22 protein-coding genes are annotated in these 21,754 nt (G+C 66.9%); 7 read left to right on the forward strand and 15 right to left on the reverse strand.

Going from position 1 to position 21,754, the window contains the following annotated elements; translation table 11 throughout:
* The first annotated feature begins 331 nt into the window (after positions 1-331).
* Positions 332-1,126 carry an exodeoxyribonuclease III gene (locus tag ACESMO_RS11905; RefSeq protein ID WP_372708360.1) on the forward strand — a complete coding sequence of 265 codons (795 nt, stop codon included), beginning with the start codon at positions 332-334 and terminating at the stop codon, positions 1,124-1,126.
* Between the two features lie 3 nt (positions 1,127-1,129).
* On the opposite strand, the gene ACESMO_RS11910 is transcribed toward ACESMO_RS11905, so the two are convergent.
* Positions 1,130-2,428, reverse strand: a complete 1,299-nt coding sequence (locus tag ACESMO_RS11910; RefSeq protein ID WP_372708361.1) for an SLC13 family permease — start codon at positions 2,426-2,428, stop codon at positions 1,130-1,132.
* An 87-nt stretch (positions 2,429-2,515) separates the two neighbouring features.
* On the opposite strand from ACESMO_RS11910, the gene ACESMO_RS11915 reads away from it, so the two are divergent.
* On the forward strand, positions 2,516-3,364 hold the full coding sequence (locus ACESMO_RS11915; RefSeq protein ID WP_372708362.1) for a hypothetical protein: 849 nt from the start codon (positions 2,516-2,518) through the stop codon (positions 3,362-3,364).
* Here the strand turns inward: ACESMO_RS11915 and ACESMO_RS11920 are convergent, their stop codons facing one another.
* Both ACESMO_RS11920 and ACESMO_RS11925 read right to left on the reverse strand, forming a co-directional pair.
* A complete protein-coding gene (locus ACESMO_RS11920) occupies positions 3,365-4,051 on the reverse strand; it encodes a response regulator transcription factor (protein WP_372708363.1) in 687 nt (228 codons plus the stop codon).
* Between the two features lie 62 nt (positions 4,052-4,113).
* Complete coding sequence (locus tag ACESMO_RS11925; RefSeq protein ID WP_372708364.1) at positions 4,114-4,833, reverse strand: YggS family pyridoxal phosphate-dependent enzyme; 720 nt, start codon at positions 4,831-4,833, stop codon at positions 4,114-4,116.
* Between ACESMO_RS11925 and ACESMO_RS11930 the strand changes: the two genes are divergently transcribed.
* Positions 4,832-5,473, forward strand: coding sequence for a thiamine phosphate synthase (locus ACESMO_RS11930; protein WP_372708365.1), 642 nt, complete (start codon positions 4,832-4,834; stop codon positions 5,471-5,473). The two genes, ACESMO_RS11925 and ACESMO_RS11930, sit on opposite strands and share 2 nt — an antisense overlap.
* A 5-nt stretch (positions 5,474-5,478) precedes the next feature.
* Here ACESMO_RS11930 and ACESMO_RS11935 read toward each other — a convergent pair whose 3' ends face one another.
* Positions 5,479-5,883 (reverse strand): NtrZ family periplasmic regulatory protein, encoded by a 405-nt coding sequence (locus ACESMO_RS11935; RefSeq protein WP_372708366.1) that lies wholly within the window; start codon positions 5,881-5,883, stop codon positions 5,479-5,481.
* A 324-nt stretch (positions 5,884-6,207) separates the two neighbouring features.
* On the opposite strand from ACESMO_RS11935, the gene ACESMO_RS11940 reads away from it, so the two are divergent.
* The 4 genes from ACESMO_RS11940 to holA all read left to right on the forward strand — a co-directional run bounded on the left by ACESMO_RS11940 (position 6,208) and on the right by holA (position 10,870).
* Entirely contained in the window at positions 6,208-6,678 is a 471-nt protein-coding gene (locus ACESMO_RS11940) for a DUF3576 domain-containing protein (protein WP_372708367.1), read from the forward strand.
* Positions 6,679-6,741: 63 nt separating this feature from the next.
* Positions 6,742-9,288: a leucine--tRNA ligase gene (leuS, locus tag ACESMO_RS11945; RefSeq protein ID WP_372708368.1), complete on the forward strand. Its 2,547-nt coding sequence runs from the start codon at positions 6,742-6,744 to the stop codon at positions 9,286-9,288.
* Between the two features lie 11 nt (positions 9,289-9,299).
* The gene (gene lptE / locus ACESMO_RS11950; RefSeq protein ID WP_372708369.1) at positions 9,300-9,776 is read left to right on the forward strand and encodes an LPS assembly lipoprotein LptE; all 477 of its coding nucleotides are present in this window, start codon (positions 9,300-9,302) and stop codon (positions 9,774-9,776) included.
* Positions 9,777-9,817: 41 nt separating this feature from the next.
* Positions 9,818-10,870, forward strand: a complete 1,053-nt coding sequence (gene holA, locus ACESMO_RS11955) for a DNA polymerase III subunit delta (protein ID WP_372708370.1) — start codon at positions 9,818-9,820, stop codon at positions 10,868-10,870.
* Between the two features lie 45 nt (positions 10,871-10,915).
* Here holA and ACESMO_RS11960 read toward each other — a convergent pair whose 3' ends face one another.
* The 11 genes from ACESMO_RS11960 to hemE form a co-directional block, all read right to left on the reverse strand.
* Positions 10,916-11,098, reverse strand: a complete 183-nt coding sequence (locus ACESMO_RS11960) for a hypothetical protein (protein ID WP_372708371.1) — start codon at positions 11,096-11,098, stop codon at positions 10,916-10,918.
* A 25-nt stretch (positions 11,099-11,123) separates the two neighbouring features.
* Positions 11,124-12,014, reverse strand: coding sequence for a ParB/RepB/Spo0J family partition protein (locus ACESMO_RS11965; protein ID WP_372708372.1), 891 nt, complete (start codon positions 12,012-12,014; stop codon positions 11,124-11,126).
* A 20-nt stretch (positions 12,015-12,034) separates the two neighbouring features.
* The gene (locus ACESMO_RS11970) at positions 12,035-12,853 is read right to left on the reverse strand and encodes a ParA family protein (RefSeq protein WP_372708373.1); all 819 of its coding nucleotides are present in this window, start codon (positions 12,851-12,853) and stop codon (positions 12,035-12,037) included.
* Positions 12,843-13,499 carry a 16S rRNA (guanine(527)-N(7))-methyltransferase RsmG gene (gene rsmG / locus ACESMO_RS11975; RefSeq protein WP_372708374.1) on the reverse strand — a complete coding sequence of 219 codons (657 nt, stop codon included), beginning with the start codon at positions 13,497-13,499 and terminating at the stop codon, positions 12,843-12,845. The genes ACESMO_RS11970 and rsmG overlap by 11 nt, the downstream gene beginning before the upstream one ends.
* A gap of 157 nt (positions 13,500-13,656) precedes the next feature.
* Complete coding sequence (gene mnmG / locus ACESMO_RS11980; protein ID WP_372708375.1) at positions 13,657-15,540, reverse strand: tRNA uridine-5-carboxymethylaminomethyl(34) synthesis enzyme MnmG; 1,884 nt, start codon at positions 15,538-15,540, stop codon at positions 13,657-13,659.
* A gap of 58 nt (positions 15,541-15,598) precedes the next feature.
* The gene (gene mnmE / locus ACESMO_RS11985; RefSeq protein WP_372708459.1) at positions 15,599-16,906 is read right to left on the reverse strand and encodes a tRNA uridine-5-carboxymethylaminomethyl(34) synthesis GTPase MnmE; all 1,308 of its coding nucleotides are present in this window, start codon (positions 16,904-16,906) and stop codon (positions 15,599-15,601) included.
* A 35-nt stretch (positions 16,907-16,941) separates the two neighbouring features.
* Positions 16,942-17,181: a DUF6489 family protein gene (locus tag ACESMO_RS11990; protein WP_372708376.1), complete on the reverse strand. Its 240-nt coding sequence runs from the start codon at positions 17,179-17,181 to the stop codon at positions 16,942-16,944.
* A gap of 60 nt (positions 17,182-17,241) precedes the next feature.
* The gene (rho, locus tag ACESMO_RS11995; protein ID WP_372708377.1) at positions 17,242-18,654 is read right to left on the reverse strand and encodes a transcription termination factor Rho; all 1,413 of its coding nucleotides are present in this window, start codon (positions 18,652-18,654) and stop codon (positions 17,242-17,244) included.
* Positions 18,655-18,905: 251 nt separating this feature from the next.
* Positions 18,906-19,373 carry a CopD family protein gene (locus tag ACESMO_RS12000; RefSeq protein WP_372708378.1) on the reverse strand — a complete coding sequence of 156 codons (468 nt, stop codon included), beginning with the start codon at positions 19,371-19,373 and terminating at the stop codon, positions 18,906-18,908.
* Entirely contained in the window at positions 19,370-20,422 is a 1,053-nt protein-coding gene (gene hemH, locus ACESMO_RS12005) for a ferrochelatase (protein ID WP_372708379.1), read from the reverse strand. The genes ACESMO_RS12000 and hemH overlap by 4 nt, the downstream gene beginning before the upstream one ends.
* A complete protein-coding gene (gene hemE, locus ACESMO_RS12010; protein ID WP_372708380.1) occupies positions 20,419-21,465 on the reverse strand; it encodes a uroporphyrinogen decarboxylase in 1,047 nt (348 codons plus the stop codon). The genes hemH and hemE overlap by 4 nt, the downstream gene beginning before the upstream one ends.
* Between the last annotated feature and the right edge of the window lie 289 nt (positions 21,466-21,754).

A 21,754-nucleotide genomic window follows, 5' to 3' on the forward strand; every position in this document is an offset into this window, starting at 1 on the left:
CTAGCCCGACCAGACAGGCGGCAGCGTCACTGCGGCTGGATTGACTTTTCTCGGCGAGCGTGGCACTTTCGCAACAGATCGGCGGGAGCTGATCGAATCCGCTACGGGTTTCATCCCCTTTCCGGCGGCGAGAGAGACGAAACTGACGGCGCCCGGTCCCCCACCGGGCGCCTCTTTGTCGGGCCGCGGTCGTCGGCGCTCCGGGATCTCCCGACCCGTAGCGTGTCCTCGGGCCGAACGAAGGTCGGACCCGCGGGCGGCCTGGTGCTTGGCGAGCGATGACGCCCCAAAAAGTGCAGCCTTTTGGCGGCGGTCTCCCTAAAGACAGGCGATGCTTCGTATCGCCACCTGGAACATCAACTCCGTCCGCCTGCGCATCGACCAGGTCGCCCGCTTCGTCGCCGAGAGCGGAACCGACGTCCTGTGCCTGCAGGAGATCAAATGCCTTGAGGACCAGTTTCCTCGCGGCGCCTTCGAGGCGATGGGGATGCCGCATTTGAAGATCGGCGGCCAGAAGGGCTGGCACGGCGTCGCCATCGCCAGCCGCAGGCCGATCACGGCGGCCCCGGCGCTAGACGTCTGCCGCGAAGGCCACGCCCGTTGTGTCGGCGTGGTGGTGGACGGGGTCGAGGTGCAGAATTTCTACATCCCGGCCGGCGGCGACGTAGCCGACCGGGATGTGAACCCGAAATTCGATCACAAGATGGATTTCTACGAGCGCCTCACCGCCGAAATGGGCGGCCGCGACAGGCAGCGTCCGCTGGTGCTGGCCGGGGACTTCAACATCGCCCCAGGCGAGAACGACGTCTGGAACCACCGCTATATGTCGAAGATCGTCAGCCACACCCCTCTAGAGGTCGAGACCCTGCGCCGGCTTCAGGCCGCCGGCGGCTTCGCCGATGTGGTGCGCGACCAGATTCCGGAGCCGCAGAAACTGGCCAGCTGGTGGAGCTATCGCGCCGCCGACTTCCGCAAGTCCAACCGCGGCTTGCGGCTCGACCATCTGTGGACCTCGCCCGGCCTGACGCCCGCCGTCGCACCCGGCAGCGCCCGTATCCACGATACCGTGAGGGAATGGACACAGCCCAGCGACCACGCGCCGGTGACGGTCGACCTGGCGATCTGAGACTCAGAACGGGAAGAAGACCGGGATGGCAATCATCGCCGCCACCCAGGTGATCAGGTTCAGCGGCACGCCGACGCGGACGAAATCCATGTAGCTGTATCCGCCGATCTGGAACACCAGCACATTGGTCTGATAGCCGAACGGCGTGGCGAAGGCGGCCGAGGCGGCCATCATCACCCCGACGAGGAAGGGCCGGGGATCCACGCCCAAGCTGGTGGCCAAGGCGACGGCGACCGGCGTGATCAGCACGGCGACCGCCACGTTTGACAGTAGCTCGGTCGCGAACAGGGTAACGCCGTACAGGATGATCAGGGCCCCGAGCGGCCCCAGCGGGCGGATGGCACCGATCAGGAGGTCGGCACCCTGACTGGCCAGACCGGTCACCTCGATCGCCAGACCGACCACCACCATCCCCGCGATCAGCAGCAGGACCTCGGGCCGAAGTCCCGCATAGGCTTCGTCGGGGCTGACCACCCGGAGCAGAATAAGGACCACCGCGCCGGCAAAAGCTGAGGCGGCGATCGGCGCAACGCCGAGGCCCGCAGCCACGATCACAGCCACGAAGACGCCCAGTGCCAGGAAAGCCCGCTTGGGATCGAACGGCCGGTCGGCCGCGGCGAACAGGGCGGCGTCGCCCAGAAGGCCGTCCCCGGTCTGCCCATGCGCCTGGACCCTCGCCGGACCCGGATCGTCGCTTCTCAGCAGTCGCCCTCCCAAGAGATAGAGGTAGAGCCCGCCGAACACGGCGATGACCAGCGCCACGGGCGTGATCTCGAACAGGGTGAAAATCGGCTGGCCGGCATTTCGCGCCATGTCGTTGACCAGCAGGTTGGTCGAGGTTCCGATCAGGGTGCAGGCGCCGCCCATGATGGTCACATAGCTCAGCGGGATCAGGAACCGCTTCGGCGACAGGTTCATCCCCAGCGCCACATCCTTCACCACCGGGGCCGCCAGCACGACGATCGGCGTGTTGTTGAGGAAGGCCGAGGCGCCGCCGCAAAGGACGATCACCACCCAGAGACCCAGGGCCCCCAGTCGGACGCACAGCTTGCTCGCCTGACGGATAAGCAATCCCAGCAAGCCGGAAAGCTCGATGGCGTAGGCAATCACGAACAGGCTGGCGAGGGCGATGACGGCCGGGCTGGCGAAGGCGCCCTGAACCTCAACCGGTCGGATCACGCCCAGTAGCAACAGGGCCGCAGCGCCGGACAGGGCCGCCACATCCGACCGTAGCTTGCCGTGGATCAACGTCACGACAATGGCGACGAGGACAGCCAGAGCGGCGATCTGATCGAAACTCATAGGGGCCTGAAGACCCGCCGACGCAGGCCGCGTCAATGGTCTTTGGCCTTAACGCGACAGACGACGGTAGTATGTTAAGGTGAAGCCATGCTTGGAACCCGCTCCAAATTCCCTCGCCTTTTCCCTGTCCTGACAACCCTCGCCGCCAGCCTGTTGCTCGCCCAGTGCGCCCGTGAAGAGCCCGAACCGGTGGATGCGGAGCCCGTGCTCGCCGACCCGGCGACCGCCCCGGCCATCACCGCGCCGACCGCACTGACCCGAGCCGCACTGCTCGCCGCCACGTCACGGGCCGCCTCGGCCTATGTAGCGGGAGAGCGCTCCGAGGGATCCGAGGCTCTGGTCGGACGCCCCTTCACCCTCCGCATCCCCTTTGGCTGTAACGGGCCCCAAACGACGGGGACGGAGGCCGCCGGCGACGGCCTGGCCCGCTGGTCGTGGGGGCCCGAGAACCAGACCATCCAGTTGAGCCTGACCCCGGGGGACTGGTTGAACACCGCGCTCATCTCGGGGGTGGCCGACCGATCAGACTGGGAAGCCGTCGAAGGGTTCTGGATTCCGCGTCCTTGGCTGACCGCCGGCGACTGCTCGACGGTTCGGGCCGATCCGCTGCAGAGCGGAGGCGGCGCGCCCTCGCCCCAGACCGTGGGTCTGGCCGCCGTGTTCAAGTCGGACGATTCCCGGGTGGGTCGCCGCAACGGCCGGGCCTATGCCTTCACCAGCCGGCCAACCGGAGACACGCCTTTGGTCGCGCCGGTCGGCGGCTATCGCGTCGTACTGGAAGGCCGGTTGACCGGCTTCCCGGACGGACAGGCGGTCCGCTGCCGCGCCTCCAGCCCGGACCAGCGCCCCGTGTGCATCGCCGCGATCCGGTTGGACCGGGTCGCCTTCACGACCGCGGATTCCAGCGTCCTGCTCAGCGAGTGGCGGCCTGGCTGACTAAGGCTGCAGCCGATATCCACCCGCATCCGTCAACAGCAGCCGCGCCTGCCCGGGCTCGGATTCGATCTTCTGGCGCAAGCGGTAGATGTGCGTTTCCAGCGTGTGGGTTGTTACCCCGGCGTTATAGCCCCACACCTCGGTCAGCAGCTCCTCGCGCGACACGGCCTTGGCCCCGGCGCGATAGAGGTATTTCAGGATGTTGGTTTCCTTCTCCGTCAGCCGGACCTTGCGACCCATGTCGTCGACCAGGATCTTGGCGGCGGGGCGGAACTCATAAGGGCCGACGCGGAAGACGGCGTCCTCGGACTGTTCATGGCTGCGCAGGTGGGCGCGGATTCGGGCCAGCAGGACGGCGAAGCGGAAGGGCTTGGTGACATAGTCGTTCGCCCCCGACTCCAGTCCCAGCACGGTGTCGGATTCCGACGACTGGCCGGTCAGCATGATGATCGGCGTCGAGACGCCGTCCTTGCGTAGCAGGCGACAGGCTTCGCGACCGTCCATATCGGGCAGGTCGACATCCAGCAGGATCAGGTCAGCGCGCGTCTCGCACCCCAGCCGGACCCCCTCGGTTGCGGTCGCGGCCTGTACCGGCCGAAACGCCTCGTGCAGGGCCAATTGCTCTGCCAACGCCTCGCGCAGGTCGTCGTCGTCGTCGATGATGAGGATGGTTTTGGGTGTGGGCATGGATACCAGAATGGCGAGCGTCGGCGGTTCCGCCAAGGGTTGGACCGCAAGCGGAGCGGTTTTCAGTCCATAGAGGGCGTCTGGAGGGTGTTTCGTTCCCCGAACAGGGCCGATCCGAGCCGCACGTGGGTCGCGCCCAAGGTGATGGCCGTTTCGAAATCGCCACTCATGCCCATGGACAGGACCTCCAGCCCGTTGCGTTGCGCCATGTCGCGGAGTCGCGCGAAATGCGGCCCCGCCTCATCAGCGACCGGCGGAATACACATGAGCCCCTCGACCGTCAGGCCCAGCAACCGCGCCCGCGCGACAAGCGCATCGGCCCCGTCCGGCTCGACTCCGGCCTTCTGCGGTTCTGCGCCTGTATTGACCTGGACCAGAACGCGCGGCGTCAGGCCCAGCCTGTCTCCAGCGCCAGCGAGAGCCTCGGCCAGTTTCGTCCGGTCCAGCGTCTCGATGACGTCGAACAGCGCCAGGGCGTCCGCCGCCTTGTTGGTCTGCAGCGGGCCGATCAACCGCAGCTCGAGATCCGGCACCTCCGCGCGCCGCGCAGACCAATGGCCTTGCGCCTCCTGCACCCGGTTCTCGCCGAAAACGCGCTGGCCGGTCGACAGCGCCGCCTCCAGCGCCTCGGGCGGCTGGGTCTTGGTCACGGCGGTCAGGACCACCGATGCCGGATCTCGCCCGGCGGCGGCGCAGGCCTGGTTGATCGCCGCGCGCGCCTCGGCGAAGCGCCAGGCCACGGCGCTGGACGGATCGTCGGGATCGGGGGATGACGAGGACATGATGGAGCCGGACGCCGAAATTCTCTGGGAGGTCGCCCGAGTTCTCGCACGCGACGCCGCGGAAGTCAGCGGGTCGCCGCGTCGCGCCCTGCCACCGCTGCTGTTCTTCACCGACCCCGCGCGGGCCCCCCGGCCGTGGGAGACCGCCGAAGGCCTGCCCGCCGGGGCGGGCGTGGTCTTTCGTCATTTCGGCGTGACCGACGCCCGCGAGACGGCGTTGAAGCTGCGCGAGGTCGCGTCGCGGCGAAATTTACTGCTGTTGATCGGCCTGGACGCCGCCTTGGCCGAGACCATCGGCGCGGACGGCGTGCACCTGCCGGAACGGGCGCTGGATCAGGCCGCCGGTCTGGCGAAAGCCCGGCCGGACTGGCTGCTGACGGGCGCGGCGCACGGCACGGAAGCCCTGGCCCGATCCGGATCTCTTGATGCGGTGGTCGTCTCCCCGGTTTTTCCTGCGGCAGGCGCTTCGGCGGAAAGGCCCGCGCTGGGGGTCGTCGCCTTCAGGGCGCTGGTCGAGGCCGCGCCCCGTCCGGTCTATGCGCTCGGCGGCATCGACGCTTCCACAGCGCGCGAAATCATCGGCACCGGGGCGTGCGGGTTGGCGTGCGTATCGGCGATCAGGTCCGCATTCCGAGCGTAGACGCGTCAGAAGCGGAAGATCGATTCCAGACGGAAGCGCGGCGCGGCGCGGCGGTCGCTGCTCTGCGGTGCGCGGGCCGGATCAGCCTCTGGCTCGGCCAGACCGGCGGCGGCACCGACGCGCAGGCGCGGATTGACGCGGTAATAGGCCCCGGCCTCGACGTCGCCGAGGTCTCGTTCGCGGCCGACGGGCTGGCTGAGGTTCAGATCGAGGCCCCACCGGCCACGCTCGGTGAAGCGAAGACGCGACGGGCCGGTCGGTGGCGCGGCGGCGGCGCGCGCGGCCTGGGCTTCGGACAAGGACACTGCCGGCGTGCGGCTGCCGGCCGTCTGCGCCGAGGCGACGTCGGCAAGGGTCAGCAGGGCAAGCCCCGAGACCAGTCCAACTATGAACGCGCCATTCTTGCGCATATCCTGCCCTTCACGCCGCGGCGGATTTTCCCGCCACGGTCGCTGAAACGATTAGACATCGCTTCACCGCCCGGTCAATCGAACGTGGTCGCCTACCGGGGGTTCCGTGCGACTCTGGAAGACTCCTGTGGCGCGAGCGTCACGGCTATGACGCCCGCGCCGACCCGCAGGGACAGGACGCCGTCGCGTAGTCGCGCGACTACGCCTTGTCATCGCCCCTTTTCAGCGTGTTATAGAGCGTCGCTTCGGCCGAAACCCTGATGGGCGGTCGTCGCGCGCGCGTGGATGGGTCCGCGCCGCGTTATGATCGAATGGAGAGTTTCGATGGTGCTGGTTCGTGGCGCGACTGTCGCCCTGATCGCCTCGGGCCTGGTGCTGGTCGGATGTTCCGCCGGTCGCCCCTTCGGGCCGACGGTTGGCGACGCCTTCGGCGGCGGCGGCGCCCCGAGATCGGCAGCGAGCACCCAGGCCGGAATTGGCGTCAACGCCTTCCTGTGGCGCGCCACCCTGGATACCTTCAGCTTCATGCCCCTGGCCAACGCCGATCCGTGGGGCGGGGTGATCAACTACGACTGGTACAGTGACCCCCAGGCGCCGAACGAGCGCTTCAAGGCCACCGTCTTCATCCTCGACACCCGCCTGCGGGCCGACGCCTTGAACGTCACCGTGACCAAGGAAGTCCGCGACGCGACCGGCGGTTGGATCGCCACCGCCGTGGCCGCCCAGACCGAGACCGATCTGGAAAACGCCATCCTGACCAAGGCGCGCCAGCTCAACCTGTCCACTGCGGGCTGATCGCCTCTCTCCGACCACAGTCTCCTTCAGGCCCGCCCTTTAGGAGCCGCCTGAAGGATTCCCGTGGCCCGCTACGAGCCAAAGACCGCCGAACCTCGCCAGCAAGCGCGCTGGGCGGCCGCCGACGCCTTTCGCATGCCTACCGAAGGAACCGGCAGGCCCAAATACTATGTGCTGGAGATGTTCCCTTACCCGTCGGGCAACATCCACATGGGTCACGCCCGCAACTATGTCATGGGCGACGTGGTGGCCCGGTCAAAGCGGGCGCAAGGGTTCGACGTCCTGCATCCGATGGGCTGGGACGCCTTCGGGCTTCCGGCCGAGAACGCCGCCATAGAGCGCGGCGTCCATCCCGGCGACTGGACATGGTCCAACATCGCGGCGATGCGCGAGCAGCTGAAATTACTCGGCCTGTCGCTGGACTGGAGCCGCGAGTTCGCCACCTGCGATCCCGCCTACTACGGCAAGCAGCAGGCCTGGTTCCTCGAACTGTTCAAGCGTGGCCTGGTCTATCGCAAGGATTCGGTGGTCAACTGGGATCCGGTCGACAACACCGTCCTGGCCAATGAGCAGGTCGTCGACGGACGTGGCTGGCGTTCAGGCGCGGTGGTCGAGAAGCGCAAGCTGAACCAGTGGTTCCTGCGCATCACCGACTACGCCGACGACCTGATCGAGGGGTTGAAGGCACTGGAGGGCCGCTGGCCCGACAAGGTCCGGCTGATGCAGGAGAACTGGATCGGCCGGTCCAAGGGCCTGCAGATGACGTGGCAGTGGGCGGGAGATCCGCCTGCTGTCGCGCCGGACGGTCTGGAGATCTACACTACCCGCCCCGACACCCTGTTCGGGGCGTCCTTCATGGGCATCGCGCCCGACCATCCGATCGCCCGCGCCGTCGCCGAGGCCGATCCGGCCGCGGCCGCCTTCATCGCCGAATGCCGCAAGGGCGGTTCGACCCAGGCTGAAATCGAACAGGCCGAGAAGATCGGTTTCGATACCGGGATAAAGGTCCTCCATCCGTTCGACGGGCGCCAGCTCCCGGTCTGGATCGCCAACTTTATCCTGTCGGAGTACGGCACGGGCGCCATTTTCGGATGTCCCGCCCATGACCAGCGTGATCTCGACTTCGCCCATAAATACGGCCTGCCCGTTGTCCCTGTCGTGAGACCTGACGATCAGGGTGACGATTTCAAAGTTGGAACAGAGGCTTACGTGGGTTCCGGCAAGATATTCGCTTCGGACTTTCTGAACGGTCTGGAGATCGAGCCCGCCAAGGCCGCGGCCATCGCCCGCGTCGAAGCGGCTGGCCAGGGTCAAGGCGCGACCATCTATCGCCTGCGCGACTGGGGCGTCAGCCGCCAGCGCTACTGGGGGTGTCCGATCCCCGTGATCCATTGTCCCACCTGTGGCCCCCTCGCCGTCCCAACCGACCAGTTGCCGATCGAGCTGCCCAAGGACGTCACTTTCGACGCTCCCGGAAATCCGCTGGATCGCCACCCGACGTGGAAGCACGTCGCCTGCCCGTCGTGTGGCGCGGCGGCGACGCGCGAGACCGACACCCTCGATACCTTCGTCGATTCCAGCTGGTATTTCGCCCGTTTCACCGACCCGACGGCGGCCGGGCCGATCAACCGCGTAGCCGCCGACAAATGGCTGCCGGTCGATCAGTATATCGGTGGCGTCGAACACGCCGTGCTTCACCTGCTCTATGCCCGGTTCATAAGCCGGGCCTTGAGCGACGCAGGGCTGATGAACGTCAAGGAACCGTTCGCCGGCCTCTTCACCCAAGGCATGGTGGTCCACGAGACCTACAAGTCGCGCAACGGCAACTGGCTGCTTCCGTCAGAGGTCGAGAAGCGCGACGGTGTCTGGGTCGATATCGAACTGGGCCATCCGGTTGAGGTCGGGGGCATCGAGAAGATGTCCAAGTCCAGGAAGAACGTCGTGGCTCCGCAGGAGATCGTCGAGGCCTATGGTGTGGACGCCGGTCGCCTGTTCGTCCTGTCCGACAGCCCACCCGAGCGCGACGTGCAGTGGACCGCCGGCGGCGTCGAGGGTGCCAGCCGCTTCGTCCAGCGGGTCTGGGCCGAAGTCGAGAGCTTCGACCTGTCTGCACCCGCCCAAGCCGATCAGGAAGCCAGCCTTATCCGCGAGACGCACAAGGCCATCAAGGCCGTGTCCGAAGGCGTCACCGGCTTCCGCTTCAACTCGGCCATCGCCAAACTCCATGCCTTCGTGGCCACGGTACGCGATCACGGCAAGGCCGGCGGCGCGGCGCGCCGCGAGGCCTTGTTGACCCTGACGCGACTGATCGCCCCCTTCACCCCCCATCTGGCCGAGGAGTGCTGGACGCGGCTGGGCGAAGAGGGGATGGTGCTGGACGCGCCCTGGCCGGTCCATGACCCGGCTCTGGCGGCCGACGACGAAGTGACACTGCCCATCCAAGTCAACGGCAAGCGCCGCGGCGAAATCAACGTCGCGCGCGGCTTGGAACCGGCCGAGGTCGAAGCGATCGTTATGGCCGATCCAGATGTTCTGGCGCGACTGGAGGGTCAGACCGTGAGGAAGATCGTGGTGGTCAAGGATCGCATCGTCAATCTGGTGGTCGGGTGATGCGCACGCGCGTGATCGCAGTTGTCTCAATAACGGGACTTTCGCTCGCCCTGACCGCCTGCGGCTTTACGCCGGTTTACGGCGACGCAGAGGTAGGCTCGTCCCTGTCGCGCATCGCCGTGACCACCCAGGACGACCGTCTCGGCTATCGGGTGCGCGAGCAGCTCGAGGACGCGCTCGGTCGCGACGCCCGCCAGGCCCCTCTGTGGCGGCTTCAGACCTCGATTGACCAGTCCCGCCGCCCTCTGGGTCGCCGGATCGACGACACCGCCACCCGCTATGAGCTCACGGTCAAGGGCAGCTGGACGCTGACCCCGGCGAGCGGCGGCGCGCCCCTTTCCGGGGTTGAGACGGTGACCACCACCTATGCCGCCGCCGACCAGCCCTATGCCGCCATCGCCGGCCAGCAGGACGGCGAGGACCGCGCCGCGGCCGAACTGGCCCGCCTCATTCGGCTGGACCTGATGCGGGCGCTGGCCGCGCAGTGACCATGGCTCCCGGCATTCCTCCCCTTTCGGCGGAGTAAAGCATGATCCTCGCCAAGCGACCCGAGGTCGATCGCTTCCTCAAGTCGCCGGACCGCGATGTCCGCGCCGTCGTCATCCACGGCAAGGACCGGTCAGGCGTCGGCGAGCGCGCCGGAATCCTTTGCAAGTCGATCACGCCAGACCTGAACGATCCCTTCAACGTCACCGTCCTGACCGACAGCGACATCGACGGCGACGAGGCCCGGCTGGAAGAGGCGCTGACCGCTCTGTCGATGATCGGTGGCCGCCGTCTGGTCCGGATTCGGCTGGGCTCCGAGAAGGCCTCTATCGACAAGATGCTGGCGGTGGCGCTGAAGACCCACGCCGAGGGCGGCTATAATCCCGATGCCATGCTGGTCATCGAGGCGGGCGCGCTGGGCCGCGACTCTGCGCTGCGCAAGGCGGCCGAAGCGGGCAAGTCGTCCGTTGGCATCGCAGTCTATGAGGATGAGACCGGCGACGTCGTGCGCATGACCCGCGAGGCGCTTGCCGCCGACACGGTTGGGCTCACCCAGGACGCACTGGACCGGTTCGTCGGCCGCCTGCCCCGCGAACGCGGCCTGATGCGCCAGGAGATCGAGCGGCTGGCCCTCTACATCGGCCCCGGCTCGGGGCGAACGATCGACGTGGCCGAGCTGGAACTGCATCTGGGCGTGGAGCCGGACGCCTCTCTCCAGGACGCGGCCTTGCAAGCGTTCGGCGGCCGCCCGGCCCCGGCCCAATCCGGCCTGAGGCGCGCGCTGGCCGAGGGTGAATCCCCGGTCATGGCGGTGCGACAGGCGTCTATCCACCTCGGCAAACTGCGCCGCATCAATGTGCTCCAGTCCAACGGCGCCGGGGCCAAGGAGGCAGCCAAGGCCGCTGGAGTTTTCTGGAAACAAGAGGCCGAGATGCTGCGCCAGGCCCGGAACTGGCGGCTGGAGGACCTCGACAAGGTTCTGGACAGCGTCAACCTCGCCGACGCCGCCACCAAGACGACCGGCTCACCCGACCAGCTGATCGCGGAACGGCTGTTGCTGGAGATTTCAGCCCGGGCACGAAGGCTGGGCCTGTAGGGATCGTCCCTGTTCGCAATGCCAATGGGGAGGATACGACTGACGTCAGCCGCGCTTGGACGCCTTGCGGAAGGCGGGCTTGGCCAGGGCCGCGCTGCGGGCCTGCTGGGCCTTCTCCTCGGCGCGCGCCGAGCCCTGCAGGCCGTGGTGGGAAGCGGACCCGGCCTTCTTGGCAGCGAGGGCGCGCTTCATGGCTTCAGCGGTTGGATTGCTCGGCTTGTCAGTCATGGCTGCAACCTAGCATACGCCGCGCTCATCCCCGCATCAGTCTGCGACACAGGTCGTCGAGTTGCTCAAGAGAGCCGTAGCGGATGGTGATCTCGCCCTTGCCGCCCTTGTCGGCCAGCTGGACCTTCAGGCCGAGCGCATCGCCCAGATCCTGCTCCAGGGCGGCGATGTCGGCCGCCCCCTCGCCCGCGCCAGACGAGGCCGAGGACGTCTTCTTCGCCTTCGGGCCCTCGATGGCGCGGCGAGCAAGTGCCTCGGTCTGGCGCACATTCAGACCCTCGGCATACGCGATGTCCGCAAGGTCGCCGGGGTCGGGCGTATTGATCAGGGCCCGGGCGTGGCCGGCCGACAGCTTGCCATAGCGGAGATAGTTCAGCACCCGATCAGGCAGTTGCAGCAGACGCAGCGTGTTCGCCACGTGGCTTCGGCTCTTGCCGACGACGCCGGCCACGGCGTCCTGGGTGCGGCCGAATTTCTCCATCAGCACGCGGAAGGCCTCGGCCTCCTCCAGCGGGTTGAGGTCGGTCCGCTGGACGTTTTCGACGATGGCGACCTCGAAGACGGCGACGTCGTCCATCTCCTTGACGATGACCGGCACGATGGTCAGCCGCGCCTGCTGCGCCGCGCGCCAGCGTCGCTCGCCGGCGATGATCTGCCAGACGCCGTCCTCGCCGGGCTGCGACCTGACGAGGATGGGTTGCAGCACGCCCCTGTCGCGGATCGATGACGCGAGTTCGTCCAGATCGTCCTTTTCGAAGATCTTGCGGGGCTGGTCGGGATTGGCTTTCAGGCTCTCGATCGGTGCCATGCGGACGCCGGCGGGCGCGGGGGCGCCGTCGACCGGGGCGCTCTCGGCCACCTGTTCTCCCAAAAGGGCGGAAAGACCCCGTCCCAGGCCGCGCTGACGTTCGCTCAACTGTCTGTTCCCATTGCTTTTCAGGCGGCCATCAGCCGATTGCGTTCGCGCGCCACGACCTCTCGCGCGAGCCTGAGATAGGCCTGGCTGCCGGCGCATTTCAGGTCATAGATCAAGGCTGGCTTGCCGAACGACGGGGCTTCGGCCACGCGGACGTTTCGCGGAATGACGGCGTCATAAACCTTGTCGCCGAAGTGCGCGCGCACGTCGGCCGCGACCTGCCCCGACAGGGTGCTGCGGCGGTCATACATGGTCAGAACCAGGCCCTGTATTTCCAGCGTGGGATTCAGGCTCTGGCGGACCATCTCGATAGTTTTCATCAGCTGCGTCAGGCCTTCGAGGGCGAAGAACTCGCACTGCAATGGCACCAGCACCGCATCGGCCGCCGCCATGGCGTTCAATGTCAGCAGGTTCAGCGACGGCGGGCAGTCGATAAGCACATAGTCATACCGGGTCTGGCCGTCCGCGCCTTGCCGCGCCAAGGCGTCGCGTAGCCGGAATGAGCGGCGATCCGCCTGGCTCAGCTCAATCTCGACGCCCGACATGTCGGCGTCGGCGGGAACGATGTTCAGACCGGGAACCAGGGTCTGGACCGCCGCATCGTCCACCGAACGGTCGTCGACGATCACGTCGTAAATGGTGATTCGGCGTGTTTCACGTGGAACACCCAGTCCCGTGGAGGCATTGCCCTGAGGGTCCATGTCAACGATGAGCACCTTCTGGCCGATCGCCGCCAGCGCGGTGCCGAGATTGATCGCGGTCGTGGTCTTGCCGACCCCGCCCTTCTGGTTGGAAACGGCGAGCACTCGGGTGGCGTCTGTCTGGAGCTTACCGGCCATGGATACGTCGAACGCTCCGGACTGAAACAATGCGGCCGCTCGGATCGCTGCGCGAGACCGAGAGTGTGCTGTCGATCTGCCAGACCTTGCGAGCTTCGACCAGTTCAGCCTCGGCCTTTTCCCCCTTGAGAAACAGCCCCTGTGCCCCGCGCTGCAGATAAGGCTGTGCATAGCCCAGCAACTTCTCCATCGGAGCGAGCGCCCGGGCTGTGACGACGTCGACCCTGACCGGATGGTCCTCGGCCCGGCCATTGATCACCGTGGCGGGCAGCGACAGGGCCTCGACCACGGACTCGAGAAAACGACAGCGCTTGCCCAGACTGTCGATCAGCCAGACGTGGGGCTGGGCCCGGCCAGCGACGCGGCCTTTCAACAGGATGGCGAGCACGACGCCGGGGAATCCGGCTCCGGCCCCTAGATCGGCCCAGGTCGTCGCCTCCGGCGCGACTTGCAGCAGTTGGGCGGAGTCCCAGACGTGCCGGTTCCAGGCGTCGGGAAGGGAATCGGGTCCCACGAGATTCATCACCGCATTCGCCTCCGTCAGGCGTGTGATGAAGGCGTCGAGATCAGCCATCTGGGCGGGTGTAGCGCCGGTCAGGGCCTGGAGTTCAGCGGGGGTCACCTCGGCGTCTCCTCCCCCTGCCATGGAGAGGTGGCGCGCCGCGCACGCGGCGTGACGGAGGAGCCGGCGCGGCCGGCCGGTGCCCCTCCACCGCGGAGCCTGTCCTCGGGCTCGTTGAAGACGAGACCCGGGGGCGCTCTCCCTCCCCATGAGATGGGAGGGAGACGGACGGCGTCTCGACTCACGCGGCCACCTTCGCCCGTTTGACATGGGACAGCAGCGCCGTCAGCGCGCCCGGCGTCATGCCCTCGATGCGACCGGCCTGGCCGAGGGTGCGGGGCTGAACCATGGACAGCTTTTCGCGCGCCTCGTTCGACAGGCCGCCGATGACGGCATAGTCGAGGTCGATCGGGAGGGCGAGCGCCTCTTCGCGACGCAGGGCCTCGGCGTCCGAAGCCTGGCGGTCCAGATAGCCGGCATAGCCCGCGTCGATCTCGACCTGTTCCCGAACCTGACGCGACCATGCGGAAATCCGGGGGCTGGTCGTCTCGAACGTGCGCAGCGTCACATCGGGGAAGGCCAGCAGGTCGCGCATGGAGCGGCGGCGGCCGTCGGCGTTGACCTGAATGCCCAGCGCGGCGGCTTCGCCGGGCGTGAAGAGTGTTTCACGTGAAAAAACGGCGGCCTCGGCCAGCTGGGCGGCCTTGGTTTCGAACACCGCGCGACGCCGAGTGGAGACGATGCCGGCCGCGATGCCGACGGGGGTAAGCCGTTGATCGGCGTTGTCCGCCCTCAGCGTGAGGCGATACTCGGCCCTGCTGGTGAACATCCGGTAGGGCTCGGTCACGCCGCGTGTGACCAGATCGTCGATCATCACGCCGATATAGGCCTGGTCCCGCCCGAGGATGACGGCGTGCGAACCCGCGGCGGCCCGGGCGGCATTCAAGCCGGCGATCAACCCTTGAGCGGCCGCCTCCTCATAGCCCGTCGTGCCGTTGATCTGGCCGGCGAGATAGAGACCGGGACGCTTCTTGACTTCGAGTGAATGGGTCAGCTCACGCGGATCGACATAGTCGTACTCGATGGCATAGCCGAAGCGGAACACCTCGACCGATTCCAGACCGGGGATGGTGCGCAGGAAGGCCGACTGGGTGGCGTCTGAGACCGAGGTCGAGATGCCGTTGGGATAGACGGTGGGATCATCCAGGCCCTCGGGTTCGAGGAATATCTGGTGTGAGGTCTTGTCGGCGAAACGGACCACCTTGTCCTCGATCGAGGGGCAGTAGCGCGGGCCTCGGCCGGACAGGTGGCCGCCGTAGACGGCGCTGTCGCCGAGATTGTCGGCGATGATGCGGTGCGTCTCGGCATTGGTATGGGTGATGCCGCAGGCGATCTGGGTGACTTCGATCCGGTCGGTCAGGAAGCTGAAGGGCACAGGCTCAGCGTCGGCCGCCTGCATCTCCAGCTGGTCCCAGGCGATGGTCCGGCCGTCCAGACGCGCCGGTGTGCCGGTCTTGAGCCGGCCCATCATCAGGCCCGCGCCGTGGAGGTCCGCCGCCAGTCCTGTCGACGGCGCCTCGCCGTGACGGCCGGCGGGAATGCGCTGGGCCCCCTTGTGAATGACTCCATTGAGGAAAGTACCCGTCGTCAGGACGACGGCCGCGGCGCGAAGCACCACGCCCCCCCCGGTCTCGACCCCGACCACCCGGTCGCCGTTAAGGACGAGCCGCCCGGCGGTGCCCGCCACGAGGGTGAGGTTCGGCGTCGCGGCCAGTTCGGCCTGCATGGCCTCGCGGTAAAGGCGGCGGTCGATCTGGCTGCGGGGACCCTGAACGGCCGCGCCCTTGGAGCGGTTCAGCAGACGGAACTGGATACCCGAGAGGTCGCCGAGCCGCCCCATGACGCCGTCCATGGCGTCGATCTCGCGCACCAGATGGCCCTTGCCCAGCCCGCCGATGGCCGGGTTGCAGGACATCTCGCCAATGGTGTCGAGGCGTTGGGTCAGAAGAGCCGTCGCCGCGCCGGCGCGCGCGGATGCGGCCGCGGCTTCGCAACCCGCGTGTCCTCCGCCGATGACGATGACGTCGAAAGCCTTCATGGGCGGGGACATAGGGGAAAACGCCATTCGCCGCCACCTGCTTGGGTTAATTGGCCTCCTCCCCTCTGACGTTGGGAGCAGACGGTCATTTGCCGATACAGAAGGTGGAGAAGACTTCGCCGAGGATGTCCTCGACCCCGATTGCCCCCGTGACACGAGACAGGGACTCGGCCGCCCGTCGCAGGTCTTCGCCCGCGATCTCCGGCGCGATCACCAGGGCGGTTCGCCCACGCTCAACAGACTCCAGAGCCTCTGAAAGCCGCCGTCGATGTCTCTCTCGCGTAACAGCGGGAAAGTCACTGCCGGCGAGGTCCCGCGCCAGTCTCGCCTCGATCCAGCCGTGCAGTTCGGCCATCCCCTGGCCCGTGGGGGCGCCAATGGAGAGCGTCTCGAACGCGCTGTCGCCAGCGACGGTCTCGACGTCCGCCTTGGTCCGCACGACCAGATCGCCAGGCCGGGCATATTCGGCCGCGACGCCTTCAGGATCGCCCGGGGCGCGGACCCAGATCCGCAGCTCGGCGGCTTCGGCCCGCGCCCGCGCCCGCCTCACGCCCTCGATCTCGATGGGGTCGTCGCTATCCCTCAGCCCCGCGGTGTCCGACAAGGTGACGGCATAGCCACCGATGATCAGGTCGCCGTCGAGCACATCGCGGGTCGTGCCCGCGATCGGCGTGACGATAGCCGCTTCACGCGCGACCAAGGCGTTGAACAGGGATGACTTACCGGCGTTGCTCTCGCCGATCAGGACGATGCGATAGCCTTCCCGCACCCGCTCGCCGCGACGTCCGCCCTTGAGCGCGGCCCGCAGATCGGCGATCAGCCCATCGAGCACAGACCCCGCCGTCCGCGCCAGATTGCCGGGGATGTCCTCGTCCGGGAAATCGATCTCGGCCTCGACGAGGGCCAGAGCCTTCAGAAGATCGCGGCGGAAGCCGTCATAGGTCCGCGACAGGGCGCCGTCGAGCTGGCCCAGGGCCTGCGAGGCCTGGGCCGTTGTCTCGGCGTCGATCAGGTCCGCCACGGCCTCGGCTTGGGCCAGATCCATGCGGCCGTTCTCGAAGGCGCGGCGGGTGAACTCGCCGGCATCGGCGGGACGCAGGCCTAGCGCGATCAAGGCCAGGCTGGCAGCCTCAACCACGGCGCGGCCGCCGTGGAGGTGGATCTCGGCACAGTCCTCGCCGGTGTAGCTGTTGGGCGCAGGGAAACGGATCACCAAGGCCTGGTCAATGGCTTGCCCGGCGTGGCTCAGATGCCGCAGGGAGACCAGCCGCGGCTTCAGCTCGCCGCTGCCGAGAGCAGCCAAGGCCTGATCTGTCGCCGGGCCGGAGAGGCGGAGGATGGCGATGGCCCCTCGGCCCGGCGGGGTGGCGAGGGCGAAGATGGTGTCAGTCATCATCGTCCCCTCCCCCGATGGGGGAGGAGACATTGTCACGGCTTGGTCGGTCCGCTCACGGCCGTTTCCATCAGGCGGCGGAACTGGTCCTGGGCCTGCATGCCGAAGCTGGTCCAGGATTTCATCAGCTCATCGGGCTGCATGGCCGTGATGTTCTCGTCCATGCGGCGCTTCATCTCGGTGACCAGATGGTCGTTCAGCGGCTCGACATTGGGCAGGCCGAGGAAGGCGCGAGCCTCTGCCGGTTCGCACTCGATCTCGATATTGACCTTCATGCCGTCGCTCCATGTTTCACGTGAAACATCGCCGTTCCCGCGAAGGCGGGACGCCGACGATCAGGTGTTCATCGACTGGAAGAAGTCCGCATTGTTCTTGGATTGGCGCAGTTTGTCGATCAGGAATTCGATCGCGTCCTGCGGTCCCATCGGATTGAGGATGCGGCGCAGGACATAGGTCTTGGCCAACTGGTCCTTCGGCGTGGTCAGTTCTTCCTTGCGGGTGCCGGACTTGAGGACGTCGATGGCCGGGAAGATGCGCTTGTCGGCGACCTTTCGGTCCAGCACGATCTCGGAGTTGCCGGTGCCCTTGAACTCTTCGAAGATGACCTCGTCCATCCGCGAGCCGGTGTCGATCAGGGCGGTGGCGATGATAGTCAGCGATCCGCCCTGCTCTACATTCCGCGCGGCGCCGAAGAAGCGTTTCGGACGTTGCAAGGCGTTGGCGTCGACACCGCCGGTCAGGACCTTGCCTGACGACGGCACAGTGGCGTTGTAGGCCCTTCCCAAGCGGGTGATTGAATCCAGCAGGATGACCACGTCGCGCTTGTGCTCGACCAGGCGCTTGGCCTTTTCGATGACCATTTCGGCGACGGCGACGTGACGGGTGGCGGGCTCGTCAAAGGTCGAGGCGATGACCTCGCCTTTCACCGTGCGCTGCATGTCGGTGACTTCTTCGGGGCGTTCGTCGATCAGCAGGACGATCAGGAAGACTTCGGGATGGTTCTTCTCGATCGACTTGGCGATGTTCTGAAGCATCACCGTCTTGCCGACGCGCGGCGGAGCGACGATCAGGCAGCGCTGGCCTTTGCCGAGCGGGGCGACGATGTCGATGACCCGGCCCGACCGATCCTTCAGCGTCGGGTCCTGGATTTCCATGTGCAGCCGCTCTTCGGGATAGAGCGGGGTCAGGTTGTCGAACAGGACCTTGGTCTTGACCGTCTCGGGGTCCTCGAAATTGATTGTATCGACCTTGAGCAGGGCAAAATAGCGCTCGCCCTCGCGTGGTCCGCGCACAGCGCCGTGGATGGTGTCGCCCGAGCGCAGGCCGAAGCGGCGGATCTGCGACGGCGACACATATACATCGTCAGGACCCGGAAGATAATTGACGTCGGGACTGCGCAGGAAGCCGAAGCCGTCGGGCAGGATCTCCAGCACGCCGTCGGCGATGATTTCCACCTCCTCGTCGGCCAGGGTCTTGAGGATGGCGAACAGCAAGTCCTGTTTGCGCAGATTGCCGGCGTTCTCGATCTCTAGGCTTTCGGCGAAGGCGACCAGTTCCTCGGGTGTCTTGTCGTTCAGTTCCTGAAGCGTGATGCGACCGTTGGGAACGATCGGCTCGCCGTCGTCCTCGTCATCGCCGGATTCCTGGTCGACCATGGGCAGGTCGGCGGCCGCGACTTCGTTGGACATATCCGGGGCCTCGGTCTCCGCCGTGGCTTCGGTTTCTGGCATGTCTGTGGCGTCGGTCATGATGTGCGATCAAAAGCAGCGCCGCGAGACGAACTCGTCGCGCGGGCGTGAAAACAATGGCGATGTCGGCCAAAAGGCCGGTCGGGAAGGCGACGGGTCTACCCGGGGCCGAGCCACAGGCGTCGCGGGAGAGTGGGACCGCCCAGACCACTTCAGGACGGTTCGCAGTCAGCGAAACCACGCCGGTGCGGTCAGGTCAAGCGTGGGCGGGCGCGTCGTCCCCGTTCGCCACGCCTACGGGGAGGAAACAATCAACCGAACCGCCACTCCGTCGTCACGGACAGGACCATGACGATGGCGATCAGGAACGGGACCTCATTGGTCATGCGCCAGAACCGGCTCGTCCGCGTCGACGTCCCTGCCTTGACCCGACGGAGCTCGGCCGACAGGAAACCATGCCAAGCCGTCAGGCCGACGACTCCGGCCAGTTTGGCGATCATCCAGGGCTCGGCGAGGTGTGCCCATCCGCGCTGCTGGACGTTGAGCCAGATCAGCCAAGCCCCGAACACCCAGGACAGGATCATGGCCGGGTTGAGGATGATCCGCATCAAGCGCGTCTGCCAGGTCCGCAGGAGGGCCCGCATCTCGCTTCGCAGCGGCTCGGCCTTGCCAGCCTGTTCGGCGTCATAGGCATAGAGGCGGGGCAGGAACAGCAGGCCCGCCATCCAGGCGATGACCGCAAGGATGTGCAGGCCCCGGGCGAGATCATACTCGTTCATGCCAGGCGCTTTTGCTTCTGGCAGGGACAGGCTTTCCAGTTGCCCTCGCACCCGGGGCCGAAGGGGGCGACGCCGGTCCGGCCCAAGGCCTCGCTCGCGGCGTCGGCCAAGGCACCGATAAAGGACGCGGCCACGCCAGCGGCGGGCGCCCGCAAATACGGCGAAACCCCCAGCTCGTGGGCCAGTTCACCGTATTCGATGTCCAGCTCGACCAGCGTCTCGATGTGCTCGGAGACGAAGGCGGTGGGCGTGACGACGACGCCGACCCCGTCCGTGGCCGCCTGTTTAAGGGCATCGGGTGTCGACGGGCTGAGCCATTTCATCGGACCGACGCGGCTCTGGTAGCAGATCGCCCAGTCCGTCAGGCCCGCATGGGCGGCGACGGCGGCACAGGTGCCCTCGATTTGCTCCTGATACGGATCACCCTTCTTCGAGACCAGGCTCTCTGGGATGCCGTGGGCCGAAAACAGGACGCGGACGGGCCGATCACCGGCCTCGGCCAGTTTGGCACGGATTGCGGCGGACTGGGCCTCGATCCAGCCCGGGGCCTGGGGATAGCAGCAGACGGCCCGACTTTGGCCCGGCCCACGATAGACGCCGTTCCAATGCTTCAGTGAGGACTCGGTCGTGGTGGTCGAAAACTGCGGATAGAGCGGCAACAGAACGATCTCGTCGGGACCGAAGGCGGCCACGTCTCGCGCCGTCTCTTCACCCAGCGGGTGCCAATAACGCATCGCGACGAAGACCCGGACCTCGGCACCACGATGCCGGGCCGACAGCGCCTCTTCCAAAGCGGCCGCCTGTCTCCGGGTCTCGGCCAGCAGGGGCGAGCCGCCACCCATCAGGGCATAATTGGCCTGAGCGCTCTTCTCCCGACGGCTGGAGATCAGTCGAGCCAGAAGCGTGCGGAACGGGTTGGGCAAGCCGATGATGGCCGGGTCGTTGAACAGGTTGAACAAGAAGGGCCTGACAGTTGCCTGATCGTCGGGCCCACCGAGATTGAACAGGACGACAGCGATGCGTGTTCGGGTCACGGGGTTTCCGGTCATTGAGCGCCGATCCGTTTCAGAACCTGGTCTACGCGGTCCATAGGCACGTCTGGCAGGATGCCGTGGCCCAGGTTGAAGATCCACGGCCCGTCGCTCCAGGCTTCGAGCAGCTGGTCCACGCGTCGGTCCAGCATCGGGCCGCCGGCGCGGAGCAGCAGGGGATCCAGCGCGCCCTGGATGGGTTTGATCGCCTGCACCCGCTTGCCGACCGCGAGCGGACAAGCGGTGTCGAGCGCCACGGCCTCAACGCCGCATTCGGCGGCATAACGCTCGGCCAGCGCCGCCGAGCCGCGTGGGAAGCCGATCAGGGGGACGGTTACGCCCAGTTCACGAACGCGTCGCACCAGTTTCTGGTGCGGCCGCAAGACCAGGCTTTCAAACAGGTCGTCCGGCAGGCCCTCGGCCCAGCTCTCGAAGATCTTGAGCACCTGCGCGCCAGAGTCGGCCTGCATCTTCAGATAGTGGGCGGTGGCTTCGACCAGCACGTCCAGCAGGGCCGCGACCTTGTCGGGTTCGGCATAGGCATAGGTCCGGGCCTGGGCGCGCTCGCCCTTGCCGATGGTCCGCGCCTCGCCGTCCAGCATATAGGTGGCGACGGTCCAGGGCGCGCCCGCGAAGCCGATCAAGGCACGTTCGGGCTCCAGTCGCGACCGGACCAGAGACAGGGTTTCACCGACGGCATTGAGCGCCTCGCCGGCCTCTTGCGTCAGGTCGCGCATCGATTCGATCGAAGGCAGGGCCCCCAGCCGGGGGCCTTCACCCGCTTCGAACCAGACTTTCTGGCCGAGGGCACCGGGGATCAACAGTATGTCGGCGAAGACGATGGCCGCGTCGAAACCATAGCGCCGCATGGGCTGCAGCGTCGCCTCGGCGGCCTTTTCGGGGTCCAGGCAGAAAGCGATGAAGTCCGGCGTCGTCGCTCGCAGCGCCCGGTACTCCGGTAAATAACGCCCGGCCTGACGCATGAACCAGACGGGTGGACGCGTGGTCGCCTCGCCGGCGAGAACCTTGAGCAACATCGGGGACTGGGCGGGAAGGGTCATCGCGGATTGGCTTATCGAGGGGCCCGGTCCAGCTCAAGCCCGGGCCGGTGTCGCACCCCCTAATCCTTCTCAATAAGAGATCGAAAAGGATTCGAAGAAGCAGGTAGGGCCGGGGACGGCGGGGATAACAGAGGATTGGATGGTCGTTCCGGACAGGTTTTCCGCAGGCCGTCCTGGGATGGTCCACCACCGTCCACGGCATGGGGGAAAGCGGGGACAGTTCGTAACCAGGCCCTGAACAGCCGGGGTTTGGCGGCGACCGCATCCTCGAGCGGCTGGGGAATGTTAA

The organism is Brevundimonas sp., from assembly GCF_041688735.1.
In the GTDB taxonomy this organism is placed as follows: domain Bacteria; phylum Pseudomonadota; class Alphaproteobacteria; order Caulobacterales; family Caulobacteraceae; genus Brevundimonas.

Bases quoted from the DNA above. Each gene is read 5' to 3' on its own strand.
- ACESMO_RS11905 (WP_372708360.1), top strand. From the start codon at position 332: ATGCTTCGTATCGCCACCTGGAACATCAACTCCGTCCGCCTGCGCATC.
- ACESMO_RS11910 (WP_372708361.1), bottom strand. From the start codon at position 2,428: ATGAGTTTCGATCAGATCGCCGCTCTGGCTGTCCTCGTCGCCATTGTC.
- ACESMO_RS11915 (WP_372708362.1), top strand. From the start codon at position 2,516: ATGCTTGGAACCCGCTCCAAATTCCCTCGCCTTTTCCCTGTCCTGACA.
- ACESMO_RS11920 (WP_372708363.1), bottom strand. From the start codon at position 4,051: ATGCCCACACCCAAAACCATCCTCATCATCGACGACGACGACGACCTG.
- ACESMO_RS11930 (WP_372708365.1), top strand. From the start codon at position 4,832: ATGATGGAGCCGGACGCCGAAATTCTCTGGGAGGTCGCCCGAGTTCTC.
- ACESMO_RS11925 (WP_372708364.1), bottom strand. From the start codon at position 4,833: ATGTCCTCGTCATCCCCCGATCCCGACGATCCGTCCAGCGCCGTGGCC.
- ACESMO_RS11935 (WP_372708366.1), bottom strand. From the start codon at position 5,883: ATGCGCAAGAATGGCGCGTTCATAGTTGGACTGGTCTCGGGGCTTGCC.
- ACESMO_RS11940 (WP_372708367.1), top strand. From the start codon at position 6,208: ATGGTGCTGGTTCGTGGCGCGACTGTCGCCCTGATCGCCTCGGGCCTG.
- holA (WP_372708370.1), top strand. From the start codon at position 9,818: ATGATCCTCGCCAAGCGACCCGAGGTCGATCGCTTCCTCAAGTCGCCG.
- ACESMO_RS11960 (WP_372708371.1), bottom strand. From the start codon at position 11,098: ATGACTGACAAGCCGAGCAATCCAACCGCTGAAGCCATGAAGCGCGCC.
- ACESMO_RS11970 (WP_372708373.1), bottom strand. From the start codon at position 12,853: ATGGCCGGTAAGCTCCAGACAGACGCCACCCGAGTGCTCGCCGTTTCC.
- rsmG (WP_372708374.1), bottom strand. From the start codon at position 13,499: ATGGCAGGGGGAGGAGACGCCGAGGTGACCCCCGCTGAACTCCAGGCC.
- mnmG (WP_372708375.1), bottom strand. From the start codon at position 15,540: ATGGCGTTTTCCCCTATGTCCCCGCCCATGAAGGCTTTCGACGTCATC.
- mnmE (WP_372708459.1), bottom strand. From the start codon at position 16,906: ATGACTGACACCATCTTCGCCCTCGCCACCCCGCCGGGCCGAGGGGCC.
- ACESMO_RS11990 (WP_372708376.1), bottom strand. From the start codon at position 17,181: ATGAAGGTCAATATCGAGATCGAGTGCGAACCGGCAGAGGCTCGCGCC.
- rho (WP_372708377.1), bottom strand. From the start codon at position 18,654: ATGACCGACGCCACAGACATGCCAGAAACCGAAGCCACGGCGGAGACC.
- ACESMO_RS12000 (WP_372708378.1), bottom strand. From the start codon at position 19,373: ATGAACGAGTATGATCTCGCCCGGGGCCTGCACATCCTTGCGGTCATC.
- hemH (WP_372708379.1), bottom strand. From the start codon at position 20,422: ATGACCGGAAACCCCGTGACCCGAACACGCATCGCTGTCGTCCTGTTC.
- hemE (WP_372708380.1), bottom strand. From the start codon at position 21,465: ATGACCCTTCCCGCCCAGTCCCCGATGTTGCTCAAGGTTCTCGCCGGC.